We start from the raw sequence: 12,535 nt of genomic DNA, 5'->3' as shown, positions 1-12,535 counted from the left end.
TTTCTCTGGCATTGTAATTGCTCGATTTGTTTTATCTTTTGCTTTAAATACTGGATGAATATGGTGCATTTTTCCGAATTTAACCATGCCGCAGCCCATCAAGTAACGCCCTTATTGAGTGCATGTGTACATATTCCTTCTTGGATCGACACTTTGAGCCAACAACGGCCATATGCCTCTGCGCAAAACCTTATGGATCTTGCTGCGCAACAAAGTCAAAACTGGACATGGACTGAAATTGAAACCGCGCTGGCAACCCATCCACGTATTGGTGAGAAAAAAGCCAAAGTTGAATTGACGGAACAGGAAGCAAATTTTTCAGATCGTGAACAGTCTGGGGTCAAACAAGATGAATACACCCAACGCGCACTTTTCGAAGGCAATGTTGCTTACGAACAAAAATTTGGCTTTATCTTTTTGATTAAAGCGGCAGGACTGAGCAGTGAGCAAATTCTCAGTGCATTACATCAGCGTTTACAGCATGATCTGGAAACCGAGAAAAAAATTGTTCATGAACAACTGGCTGCCATCGCATTATTACGCTTGAGCCAAGGAATACAAGCATGATTAGTACCCATATTTTAGATACACATTTAGGCAAACCCGCCCCTCAGGTCGAAGTCCGTCTGTATGATGCAAAAACCCGTAATTTATTAGGCAATGGATATACCAATGATGATGGTCGCCTAAAAGATTTCGGCTTGGAAGAATTACAAAGCGGCGCCTATTTACTCGAATACGATATTGCACATTATTTTGCCAAACACGATTTAAAAACCTTTTTTCCACAGGTCACTATTCAATTTTTTATTGAAAATGCAGATGAACACTATCATGTGCCTTTGTTGATTAGTCCATTTGCCTATTCAACCTATCGTGGCAGTTAACGCTATCTTGAGTTGGGAGAATCTTTTTAAAATTCTTTCAACTCAAGCTTGATCGGATTGATCAGATCGATGGTTATCTGCATAAAATGAAATCAATCCAATTTAAATCTTTCACACAGCGCTACTACTCTTAGACTTCGAGACTTCTTTGACCAATTCCTTTTCCCCCTATGGAATAAAAAAAGAGGGTTTAAACCACGATGAAAGAAGTCTATTTCCCCCAATTTATAACAAATAATTAAGTAATTTTTAACCTTTGATCAAATTTGACTTTATTTTTAGCAAAGAGCCTGTATGCTTTACTCGCTTTTTATCTGGGGAGATATTTGCGATGAAATTTCAATTTGGGGTACTTGCAGCCACACTTTTATCCGTTAGCAGCATGGTTCAAGCGAAACCAGTCTGGCAAGATTTTAGTATCACGGGTTTGTATGGTGAAAATTACGAAGTTGTGGATAAAGAAGAAACAACGGTCACTTTAGAATACGCCGCTAAAGTAAAATATGCGGATGTCTTCTTTTTCATGGATCGCATGCGTGGCGGTGATGATCATAAAGTCACGTATTTCGAGCTTTCACCACGTTTTAGTTTGAGTGAAATCTCAGGACAATCATTGTCTTATGGTCCGATTAAGGATGTCTTGATTTCAACCACTTGGGAAAGTAATAACGACGACTTTAGTAGTTTCGATAACTTCCTTTACGGTTTTGCAGTCGATTTAAATGTCCCATATTTTCAGTATTTCAATTTGAACTTTTATCGTGCAAATAACGAAAATACGGATGATGACTACCAAATGACCGCAGCCTATGCATTGCCATTTAAAGTTTCATCAGAAGAATTTTTAGTCGATGGTTTTCTGGACTGGTCAACCGCAGAAGGTGATCACGCTAGCGAACTGAACTGGACCACACAATATAAATGGAATCTGGGTAAACATATTTCACCAGATACCCGCTTATATCTTGGTGTTGAGCATTCGGTCTGGAACAACAAGTTTGGTATGAAAGGTCGTGATGAACACAATGTCAGCGCCCTGATTAAATATCATTTTTAAAAACTGGCTGATCGATATTCAGCGTTTATAAAGCAAGTCTTCGGACTTGCTTTTTTCATATCTGAAGTAAGCATTATCGCTGGTTTTCAACGTATAATTTTGATGATTTTATAGTAGGTTATCAATATGGATTTTCAGTTGCGCCCCGCCACCCAAGATGATTTAGAACAGATTCTTGCGATTTATAATCACGAAATTATGACAGGTGTTGCCAATTGGAACGATCAAGCTAAATCGCTTGAAACCTATACGCACTGGTTTGAACAATTACAGCAGGACCAGTACCCGATGTGGATTGCCTATGATCCTGTGCAACAGCGTGTCGCAGGGTATGCTTATTATGCAGCGTTTCGCACGATTAGCGGCTATAAACACACCATTGAACATTCGGTCTTTATTTCACCTGATTACAAACGCCGCGGACTTGGGAAAACCTTAATGCACAAGCTGATTGAACTGGCAACAGCACAAGGTTTTCACATCATGATTGGAGCCATTGACAGTGAAAATACAGCGTCTCTGGTGCTGCATCAACATTTAGGTTTTGTCCAAACGGGCTATCTGCCGCAGGTTGGACAAAAATTTGGACAATGGCGTGATCTGGTGTTGATGCAACTTCAGTTAGACGAAGCCTGAGTCATATAATATACATCTGACATAATTTGCTTACTTTGCAAGCTGATCACCGCATGATTATGTTGCTTTGCCAGCTCATAAAAATTTTTAAGCTGACCAAATAACATCAATAGTTCACGCTGTTCTTTATCGACATCTTTGCCCCATTGAAACGGGAAAAGCTTGTGTTGGTTTAACCACGCTGGATCATAACGATGTTTAAAATCATCCATCGAAATCTGTTCTAATGCTTTGGCAATTTCATCAACTTCAATCACAGGATTGTATCGCACATGAGCCACGCTCAAAGAAGGATGAGAAAAAGCATATTCGGCTTCTATCGCAAATTGAAGCGCGTGTTGTTGGTCTAAATCTTTGGATAAGAGCGCATGGAGTGCGTGCCATGTTTCACCCAAATTCAATTTTGAACGAATCGAGGTCGCATGATAAATCTCATCTAAGCTTTCAGCTTCAATCATTAAAATTTCGAGATCATTGGGTTCTATTGCAAGCAAGATCGCATTCATTATTATGTACTCATATCATCGTTATTTGTCTTTAGCTTAACGTGACTGAAATACGAAGTGCTTAACGATTTGTCATACGATAATTACCAAATGTAAAAAAGACAGCCGAGGCTGTCTTTAAAATGAATCTTCAAGAAACTTCTTTCATCAGCCCCTTTTACTTCTCCGTATCGAAGAGAAATCAACAGGGTTTAAACACGGATGAAAGAAGTCGAATCACAGTGCATTAATCCAGTGGATTACCTACGATATTATTAATAATACCACGCATGATATGTGGACCTTGTTCCTGACGCAGCTCTTCATACCAAGACAATGTCACCTGTTCATCTTTCATATGGGTTACATCACAACGCTTACGTGCACGCAAAACTAGCTCATTGGCACGTTCATTCCGTTTGTCCTGATAACGGCGTAATGCATCACTTACCCCCAATGTATTGATCTGGAGCGAACGCGCCAGATAAATCGCATCTTCCATCGCCTGACACCCCCCCTGACCAATATCAGGCGTGGTGCTATGCGCGGCATCACCGACAATGACCACACGCCCTTTATGGTACTGGGTAAAAGGTTCGATATCACAAATCTCAACGCGATTGGTTTTTTGCGGATCCAGACGTTCAATCAACTGTTGAACAGGTGCGCACCAGCCTGTGAAATAGCCCTTTAAAGTTTCTTGATATTGGGCTTTATTATTTTCAAGCCCCGCGTCTAATGGCACATCTAAAAAGAAATAAAAACGATTGTTTGCTACAGGCATTAACGAGGCACGTTTGCCTTCCCCTACAAATGTGGTCCATTGATCAGCAGGGGCCAATTCTTCCGAAATTTCAACCAAGCCATTCCAGTTGACATAACCTGCATAACGGCGTTCTACCTGATCACCCAGCACATAGGCACGGGTGATTGAATGCGTTCCATCAGCACCCACTAACAAGTCCGCGCTGGTATTTGAACCATCGGCAAACTGGATCTCGACCTGTTCGCCCTGATCCTCCAGTGCGACCATACGTTTGCCCAAATGAATGTCTTCACGACCAAATTCATCCATCAGCATATTTTGTAATTCGGCACGAGAAACGGGATAAGGACGCTGTCCCACTTCATCAATCAAAGGCTGCAAGCTAAACTGGGTCATCACTTCGCCAGTCAGACCATCGACATAAGCCAGTTGATCCATGACCCCACCGAGCTTGGCCACTTGCTCACCCAGCCCCAAATAGTTCAGGCATTTTACGCCATTTGACCACAATGAAATTGCCGCACCGACAGGAAGAATTTGCTCGGCTTGTTCATAAATCGTGACCTGATGCCCAAATTTTTTCAATGCGATTCCAGTCGTCAAACCGCCCATACCTGCACCGATAATAACAATATTCATTGTGTAATCCCCCTTATGTATCCTGCAACATTATCCGTGTTATAGCTAAAACCATGCCATGCGTAGGGAAATACAGCCTATTATTGGAATTGGCATATACCCTGCATAGCAAAGTGCAATGATGATGCACTTTTTCTCATTCTGAGGTAAAAATGCACCCGTATTCAATTAAACTTTTATCATCTCATTGCAAATAATGGTATATCACTTATGGCTACGCTTCTCGCTCCAGCATTTGAACTTCCAAATCAACTGCATTCCCTAACCAATCTGGCAGATAGCCGTATTGGCGCACAAATTGTTGAATGTTCAGATGAATTTTTTGCAGAAGCAAAACGCATGTTGCAATTTGAAGTGCCTATTTTTGTCGAAGATAAATTCGATGATCATGGCAAATGGATGGATGGATGGGAAACCCGCCGTAAACGTCATTCGGGTTATGACTGGTGTATCGTAAAACTGGGCGTTGCAGGTAAAATCAAGGCAGTAGATGTCGATACCACGTTTTTTACAGGAAACTATCCTGCTTCTGCTTCATTAGAGGGCTGCTATGCACCAAATGATGACACTCAAAATGCACTATGGCAGCCCATTTTAGCCAACAGTATTTTGGGGCCGAGTCAGCATCATATTTTTGATATTGAAAACCAAACCGTGTTTACCCATATCCGTATTAATATTTTTCCAGATGGCGGTGTAGCACGTTTACGCATCTATGGTGAAGTACAAATTCAAAGTACGAATAGCACAGAAACGCTTGATTTGTTAGCTTTGCAAAATGGCGGACGAGTGATTGCCTACAGTGACGCACACTTTGGTCATCCCCGTAACCTAATCAATCCCGGACGTGGCATCAATATGGGTGATGGCTGGGAAACCAAACGTCGTCGTGCGCCAGGCTTTGACTGGTGTATTTTGGCACTGGGACAAGCAGGAAAAATTGAGAAAATTGAAATTGATACCGCACACTTTAAGGGCAACTATCCTGCGCAAGTATCGATTCAAGCGGTTTATATCGAAGATGCAACCGACCCGCAACTGATTCCACAAAGTATGTTCTGGCCATTCCTGCTCAATGCTCAGGATATGCAAATGGATCATATTCATGACTATATCAATGACATTTTAGCGCATGAAAAAATCTCTCATATCCGTGTCAATATGATTCCAGATGGCGGAATTAGTCGTATTCGTCTTTGGGGAAAACGGGCTTAAGCCGAGAACAATATGTCAAAACCGGTGATTAAAATTTTGTCGCTGACCAATGAAAACTTCGCCCCTTTCGGCGAAGTGATTGGCTGTACAGGGCATGAATTTTTCCATATCAATGATGCCCATACAGAACGTTATCATGGTCTGGTCGAAACTGAAATTCAGGGTGAAGCCAAGGCTGGGATTAGTATTTTCCGCAATATTAAAACCACCACGCTGCCACTGAGCATTCAGATGTTAGAGCGCCATCCCCACGGCTCTCAAGCTTTTATTCCCATGCAGGGACAAGCATTTCTGATTGTTGTTGCGCCCAGTTTAAATGCACAGCAGCCCGATATTGATCAGATTCATGCTTTTATCAGCGATGGTTCTCAAGGTGTCAATTATCGTGCGGGAACTTGGCATCATCCATTGCTAACCCTTGAATCTCCGAGCGATTTTGCAGTGATTGATCGGATTGGCTCAGGACCCAATTGTGATGTTTATACTTTCCCTTATGCTGTGATGATTGAGGCTTAATCTTCTCGCATGAAATCCTTATCCACTGCTTTGTACTGGTTTACAGAGTAGTGGTTTTCTTTATAAGCAAAGAATTTTAGAATAAATATTTAAACGACACTTGCTCAAGAATGAAAATAAAATATTCTCTTTTTGCATGCTTAACCTGCGGCCTTTTGGTTTCACCGCTTAGTTTTGCCGAACTCAGTTTTGAATAGGAATTACAGCAAGGCTGCGCCAAAGTCAAAAGTGATGCACTTTTGGGTAAAAAATATTACGACCAAAAGCAATACGCCAAAGCTATTGAATATTTTGAACATCAGGCCGCATGGACACAATTTTGCCAATTAAATGCTGAAGATAACAACATCACATTTTCCGACCGTGATGTTGAACTCGCCAATAATAATGTTGGTCTAAGCTATGCCAAACTTGGTAAACCTTTATGGGCTAGAGCATGGTTTCTACGGACACCAGACTCCAAAGTTAGTCAATACAATTTAAAACAGCTCACCTTGCCAAAAGTCAGCAATACAATTGAAGGCGAATATGTTACATCGGCTGGCTTTGGACAATGGAGTAGCATCACTGTTTCAAAAACCGCCAAGACTTATCGCATTGCATTTGATGGTTATTATTTTGGTTTACGTGGTTTGATTTACGGCCCCAATATGGGTTCTTTTGAAACCCGTATGCCTTTGTCTGCTCATCAGGCTCAGTATCGTTATGAAGATTGTAAGATTGATCTCAAATTCGGTCAGGATCAATATGGTCGAAAAATAATTGTCGAGCAAAATGACAATAATTCTGGCTGCGGTTTTGGACACAATGTTTATGCAGGCGGCACTTATTATCAAGTTGAAAAATAAAAGCCATTTAAATTGTGACCTCGTTTTTAATCACTGAAATACGAGCTTGGCTCTTTAAAAAGATAAATGAGCCAGCAAAAATACGATGCTAGCAACAATATTCATCTGAAACTGAGCGACAGTGAGACGTATTTGTTGCATACTTTTTTCAAGTAGCTGACACAATCAAAATATGAAGCTGCGGTATTTATAACAATGACTCAAAATGAGAATAACGAGATGGATATACGCTTTATTCCAGTGCTGGATTTGGATGATCGTCAGCAAAGTTTGCAAGCTGATGGATTGAAGAATTCGTCTCAGCCTTTAGCAACTGATTGTTTGTTCTATGCCATTCAAGATATTTCTGATGCTCATCTGAGTAAAATTCTAAAAGAGACCGTTTTTAAAAATACCTCTTTGAACGGTGGCTATGTATTGCTTGATGCCGAACAGCGACCGATACTTTTACCGCGCTGTTGTTCAGATTTAAATGATATTCATGCTTGGGAGCAACTGGCTCAAGGTAATCTGAAACAGTTCTGGATTGGATATCCTCAAGTGTTATGTGAATATCAGGGAGATATGATCAAATTTAAACCAGATGCCAGTCAGGATCATACTGGCTTTGAAGTGCCTGTTACGTCATTAAAACAGGCAGTACAGGCTTTAAAAGATGAACTTCAGCAGATTCATCATCGTTTTCAACGACTCGCACATCTGGAAAAACTGAAAGTTGAAAAAGTGTTAAAACTGATGCCTCAACTGCTTTAACCAGCTTTAGAACCCTTGTATGCATGCACATATAGGGGTTCTAAACAGAAGTGGGGTTTAAACTCAATCTTAGATAGGAATATCCGCCAAATTACCTTTTTGCTCTAACCAATGTTTTCGGTCGCCAGAACGTTTTTTGGCAAGAAGTTTATCCAGTAAACCTGCGGTCAAATGGGTATCGTCCAGATCAAGCTGTACCAAGCGGCGCGTATTCGGGTCCATCGTGGTTTCACGTAATTGACCTGCATTCATTTCACCCAATCCTTTAAATCGGGTAATTTGCGGATTTTTGCTTTTAACTTTAGACAGAATCGACTCTAACTCAGCTTCATCCAGTGCGTAAAATACATCTTTGCCTGCATCAATACGAAACAGTGGTGGCATCGCCACAAATAAATGTCCTTCTTCAACCAATGCCGGGAAATGTTTAACAAACAAGGCGCATAGCAAAGTCGCAATATGTAAACCATCTGAATCAGCATCGGCCAGAATACAGATTTTGCCATAACGAAGTTCTGACAAATCATCACTGCCCGGATCAACGCCAATCGCAATCGCAATATCATGCACCTCTTGTGAAGCCAAAACCTCGTCGGAGGACACTTCCCAGGTATTCAAAATTTTACCACGAATCGGCATGATAGCCTGAAAGTTCTTGTCGCGTGCCTGTTTGGCACTCCCCCCCGCAGAATCACCCTCGACAATAAATAGTTCAGATTCTTCACGAGTTTGTCCAACACAATCAGCCAGTTTTCCAGGCAAAGCTGGCCCCGACACAATCTTTTTACGCTCAACTTTTTTGGCGGCTTTTAAACGTCGTCCCGCTTTAGAAATTGCCATTTCTGCCAGTTGCATGGCAATTTCAGAGTTTTGATTGAGCCACAAAGCAAACGCATCTTTGGCAATATTAAGCACAATCCCTGAGGCTTCGCGGCTGGAAAGTCGTTCTTTGGTTTGACCTGAAAATTGCGGTTCCTGAAACTTAAGCGACAGAATGAAATTGACACCATCCCAGACATCTTCGGCAGACAGCTTTAAATTACGCGGCAATAAATTGCGAAGTTCACAAAACTCACGCAGCGCTTCGGTGACACCAGAACGTAAACCATTAACATGCGTTCCGCCTTGTGCAGTTGGAATCAGGTTGACATAACTTTCCTGAATTTGCTCACCACCTTCCACATTCCAGCAGATTGCAAACTCACAACTGGCACGCTCGGCTTGACCCTGACTGACAAAAGCAGGCATCGGGACAATCTCACGGTCTTCCAATTCATCCATTAAATAGTCGACCAGACCATTTTCAAATTGCCATTCGATTTTTTCATCATTGATTTGATCGATGTAGCTAATTTTAAGTCCAGCTGCTAATACTGCTTTGGCTTTTAGATTATGCTTAAGTGCTTTTAAGGCAAATTTTGGGCTGTCAAAATATTTGGTTTCTGGCCAAAAGTGTACGGTAGTGCCTGTTGCTCGTTTTGCAACTTTACCTTCAAGTACCTCAAGCGGTGCGACAGCTTCGCCCTGCTCAAAAGCCATCTTATAAAGATTACCCTGACGCTGAACTTCAACCTCAACCCGACTGGACAAGGCATTCACCACCGAAATCCCGACCCCATGTAAACCGCCCGAAAACTGATAGTTATCGGTGCTGAATTTACCACCCGCATGCAATTTGGTCAGGATAATCTCAATGCCGCTTTGACCATATTCAGGGTGAATATCCACTGGCATCCCGCGACCATTGTCTTCAACCGACAATGAGCCGTCTTTATAAACCGTCACACAGATTTTATTGGCATGTCCCGCCAGCGCCTCATCCACGGCATTATCAATCACTTCCTGTGCAAGATGGTTTGGACGTGTCGTATCGGTGTACATGCCTGGACGACGACGTACAGGATCTAAACCCGATAAAACTTCAAGTGATTGAGCCGTATATTGTGACACCTTGTACGATTTCCTTATTTAAGCGAATAGGTTAAAAATTCAAGAATCAACGGTATTTTTTGTTCAAAATCATCCATTGCATGGTTACCATGCGCATCCGATAAAATCAAGGCGCGATGTGATGGCTGACTATAATAACGCTGTGCCTCACGATAATCCAAAGTTTCATCGCCCTGCTGAAGCAACACGAGTATTTTCTCGGCAGGATCAGCATAGGGTACAGCCATCTGCTCAAGCTGATCCAGATGCTGTTCGGTGAGTGTCCAACGATCACCCACCCAGTAAGGAATCTGATTGATACCAAATAAATCGCGAAACAGTTGCCATGGTCGCACAGCAGGATTGATCAATACAGCAGGCAAAGCATATTTGGCGACAAACTGAGTCGCATAAAACCCACCAAAGCTACTACCCACTAACACCACCTGATCCAACTCCTCTATCAACTGCTGAATCAAGTCTATCACGACCAACGGCGGTAAATTTAAATCAGGTAAATGTACCTGAATTTCAGGATGGTGAATTTGACAATAGTGTTTAAGCTGTTGCCCTTTGATTGAGAAAGGGCTACTTTGAAAGCCATGTAAATAGACCAGATTCATGCGCAGCAGCACCATTAATAATGTGATATTCATCACAACTATGTTTTAATTTGTACCTATGCCTAAATTGTTAGACAAAAAAATAAAAATAACTGGTCATTCATCAGTATTTTTAAATAGTTGTGAATGCAACACCTAATAAGATGAATATAATCGTTTTATCGCCTGAAGCAAATGAAAAATAAAGTAACAGGTGCGTGCATGAATCAAGGATTTGGATATGCCAAGTTTAACGCCTTTACACGAGACCTATTGTAAATGGGATCGTACGCCACCGAGTCAGGCCGATGTGCTTGAGGGTTTGGCACAACTGGTGAGTACCAGTTTATTGGGGGTTCACGATGTTGTTCAGATTATCCATCGTGAAGTATTACAAACTACCTTTGGGATGAGTGACCAGCAATCCCGTCGTTTTTTAAAAATTCCGCGCATTGAACGTTTGCAGCAATGGTCATATAACACCTTACAAAAATATGGTCGTTATTTTCTTGCCCCGAGTTTACGTCGTATTATTGAACAATTTCCAACCCTACACGACAAACCCTTAACTCCTACCTTGCACTTTTTGGTCAGTGCATTAAATGGGGTGCTAGGCGATTATCTGCTCAAACATCAAAATCCAATGGCATTGCCTATGGTGTTATATGACCATTATGGTGCATTGCAACAAGGCGACATTGCAGGTCGTGTGGTGATTTTTGTACATGGATTATGTATGAATCATACGGACTGGACCAATCGTAATTTTGGTGGAATTGGAGAACGTTTACTGGCACAGCGTGATCACAATATTATGCTGTATCTCAACTACAATACTGGACGTCGAATTTCAGCCAATGGCCGCAGCTTGGCCAATACACTTGAAGATTTGATCACCCGTAATCCTCGCATTACTAGTATCGATTTGATTGGGCATAGCATGGGCGGATTGGTATCACGTAGTTCGTTGTTTTATGGCAAACAAAATATGCACCAGTGGACACATATGGTGGGCAATCTGGTCTGTATCGGTTCGCCACATCATGGTGCGGTATTGGAACGTTTTGGATTCGCGCTACAAGATCGACTAGGCAGTTTTCCTTTCGTGAAATTGATTGGCCATTTGGTCAATATCCGCAGCAACGGTATTTTAGACTTACGCCATGGCAGTGTGCGTGATGATGACTGGGAACATTTGGAAGCCCGAATTGGGCTAATGGATGATAACCGTAAACCTGCTCCGCTACCTTCACATATCAATACGTTTTTTGTTGCAGGCACGGTTGAACATGAAAATCACAAAAAAAGTCTCAAAGCTTTGTCGATTATTGGCGATTATCTGGTCAGTGTAAAAAGTGCTTTAGGAGAGCATCCAAATCCACGTTTTCAACTCAAACTCCCAGATTCGCATAAAGCCGTTTTTCATGGGTTAAATCATTTTGAAATTCAGTATCATTCCAGTGTTTCTGAACAAATTACTCGCTGGTTTTATCCTGAACATGATGACTATGCATGTTTGGGTGTGCAAACCCATATGATTAATATGCAAAATTATGATCCTACTGATCTCACTGGGATTGTGGAGACTTGATTTATTTTGTCCGCGGTCAAGTCATCATGCCCTGAAATAAATAAAGCCAGCAATTGCTGGCTTTATTTTTGGTTCTTACATTATTTCTTGTAAGCTTTTTTCGCAACGGGATATGTTCTGAAAAGTTGCCATAGACAGATCAGCAATAACACACTAAAGAAAACCAACGACCAGACAGGTAACGTTTGCCCCAAGAAAGTCCAGTCAATTGCGGCACATTCACCAGAACCAGTCAGCACTTCGCTCAATACTGTTTTGAGAGGCAGCGCATCAATTAAATAATTCAGTCCGGGACCACAACTTGGCACTTGATCGGGTGGCAAAGTCTGTAGCCAGACATGACGTGCCGCTACACCGACAGACCAACCAATCGACAAGGTTGCCAGTAAAGCATACATACGCTTCATAAGATTTGAAGCAGGATTATGCAAAAAAGCAATCAAGGCGAAAATCCCCATCGCCATCAGCCCAACACGCTGAAACACACATAATGGACAAGGGTCCAGACCTTTTACATGTTCCAGATAAAGTGCAAATGACATGCCGACAATACTGGCCAGTACCAATAATCCATTGATAAAGCGATAATTACGCCATTGCATGGATATACC

General features: G+C 41.7%; 13 protein-coding genes and 1 pseudogene. 9 read left to right on the top strand and 5 right to left on the bottom strand.

Translation table 11 applies throughout. The features are described from left to right. The first annotated feature begins 63 nt into the window (after nt 1-63). The 4 genes from uraD to EGS47_RS07615 all read left to right on the top strand — a co-directional run bounded on the left by uraD (nt 64) and on the right by EGS47_RS07615 (nt 2,580). The gene (gene uraD / locus EGS47_RS07630) at nt 64-567 is read left to right on the top strand and encodes a 2-oxo-4-hydroxy-4-carboxy-5-ureidoimidazoline decarboxylase (protein ID WP_171455438.1); all 504 of its coding nucleotides are present in this window, start codon (nt 64-66) and stop codon (nt 565-567) included. Then, nucleotides 564-887 carry a hydroxyisourate hydrolase gene (uraH, locus tag EGS47_RS07625; RefSeq protein WP_125269500.1) on the top strand — a complete coding sequence of 108 codons (324 nt, stop codon included), beginning with the start codon at nt 564-566 and terminating at the stop codon, nt 885-887. Before uraD ends, uraH begins: the two co-directional genes overlap by 4 nt. 331 nt (nt 888-1,218) lie before the next feature. Further along, a complete protein-coding gene (locus EGS47_RS07620) occupies nt 1,219-1,944 on the top strand; it encodes an outer membrane protein OmpK (RefSeq protein ID WP_125269499.1) in 726 nt (241 codons plus the stop codon). A gap of 126 nt (nt 1,945-2,070) precedes the next feature. Next, entirely contained in the window at nt 2,071-2,580 is a 510-nt protein-coding gene (locus EGS47_RS07615; RefSeq protein ID WP_125269498.1) for a GNAT family N-acetyltransferase, read from the top strand. On the opposite strand, the gene EGS47_RS07610 is transcribed toward EGS47_RS07615, so the two are convergent. Together EGS47_RS07610 and hpxO are read right to left on the bottom strand one after the other, a co-directional pair. After that, the gene (locus EGS47_RS07610; protein WP_125269497.1) at nt 2,562-3,086 is read right to left on the bottom strand and encodes a DUF1877 family protein; all 525 of its coding nucleotides are present in this window, start codon (nt 3,084-3,086) and stop codon (nt 2,562-2,564) included. The genes EGS47_RS07615 and EGS47_RS07610 overlap by 19 nt on opposite strands. A 226-nt stretch (nt 3,087-3,312) precedes the next feature. Continuing rightward, nucleotides 3,313-4,470, bottom strand: coding sequence for an FAD-dependent urate hydroxylase HpxO (gene hpxO, locus EGS47_RS07605; protein ID WP_125269496.1), 1,158 nt, complete (start codon nt 4,468-4,470; stop codon nt 3,313-3,315). Between the two features lie 210 nt (nt 4,471-4,680). On the opposite strand from hpxO, the gene alc reads away from it, so the two are divergent. The 4 genes and pseudogenes from alc to EGS47_RS07585 all read left to right on the top strand — a co-directional run bounded on the left by alc (nt 4,681) and on the right by EGS47_RS07585 (nt 7,802). Next, complete coding sequence (gene alc, locus EGS47_RS07600; RefSeq protein WP_125269495.1) at nt 4,681-5,685, top strand: allantoicase; 1,005 nt, start codon at nt 4,681-4,683, stop codon at nt 5,683-5,685. Between the two features lie 12 nt (nt 5,686-5,697). Continuing rightward, complete coding sequence (locus EGS47_RS07595) at nt 5,698-6,201, top strand: ureidoglycolate lyase (protein ID WP_125269494.1); 504 nt, start codon at nt 5,698-5,700, stop codon at nt 6,199-6,201. A 110-nt stretch (nt 6,202-6,311) separates the two neighbouring features. Beyond that, nucleotides 6,312-7,049: pseudogene (locus EGS47_RS07590) on the top strand (hypothetical protein). A gap of 195 nt (nt 7,050-7,244) precedes the next feature. Beyond that, nucleotides 7,245-7,802, top strand: a complete 558-nt coding sequence (locus EGS47_RS07585; protein WP_228711796.1) for a hypothetical protein — start codon at nt 7,245-7,247, stop codon at nt 7,800-7,802. Between the two features lie 69 nt (nt 7,803-7,871). Here EGS47_RS07585 and parE read toward each other — a convergent pair whose 3' ends face one another. Together parE and EGS47_RS07575 are read right to left on the bottom strand one after the other, a co-directional pair. Then, entirely contained in the window at nt 7,872-9,752 is a 1,881-nt protein-coding gene (gene parE / locus EGS47_RS07580; protein ID WP_125269492.1) for a DNA topoisomerase IV subunit B, read from the bottom strand. 14 nt (nt 9,753-9,766) lie between these two features. Beyond that, the gene (locus EGS47_RS07575) at nt 9,767-10,354 is read right to left on the bottom strand and encodes a YqiA/YcfP family alpha/beta fold hydrolase (RefSeq protein WP_125269875.1); all 588 of its coding nucleotides are present in this window, start codon (nt 10,352-10,354) and stop codon (nt 9,767-9,769) included. Between the two features lie 220 nt (nt 10,355-10,574). Here EGS47_RS07575 and EGS47_RS07570 point away from each other — a divergent pair, with 220 nt between their 5' ends. Continuing rightward, nucleotides 10,575-11,924, top strand: coding sequence for an alpha/beta fold hydrolase (locus EGS47_RS07570; protein WP_125269491.1), 1,350 nt, complete (start codon nt 10,575-10,577; stop codon nt 11,922-11,924). 80 nt (nt 11,925-12,004) lie between these two features. On the opposite strand, the gene EGS47_RS07565 is transcribed toward EGS47_RS07570, so the two are convergent. After that, complete coding sequence (locus EGS47_RS07565; RefSeq protein WP_125269490.1) at nt 12,005-12,526, bottom strand: disulfide bond formation protein B; 522 nt, start codon at nt 12,524-12,526, stop codon at nt 12,005-12,007. Between the last annotated feature and the right edge of the window lie 9 nt (nt 12,527-12,535).

Source organism: Acinetobacter sp. FDAARGOS_515, from assembly GCF_003938865.1.
Lineage (GTDB): Bacteria > Pseudomonadota > Gammaproteobacteria > Pseudomonadales > Moraxellaceae > Acinetobacter > Acinetobacter ursingii.
Note: the sequence above shows the minus strand (reverse complement) of the source record. Positions and strands in the feature narration are given on the sequence as shown.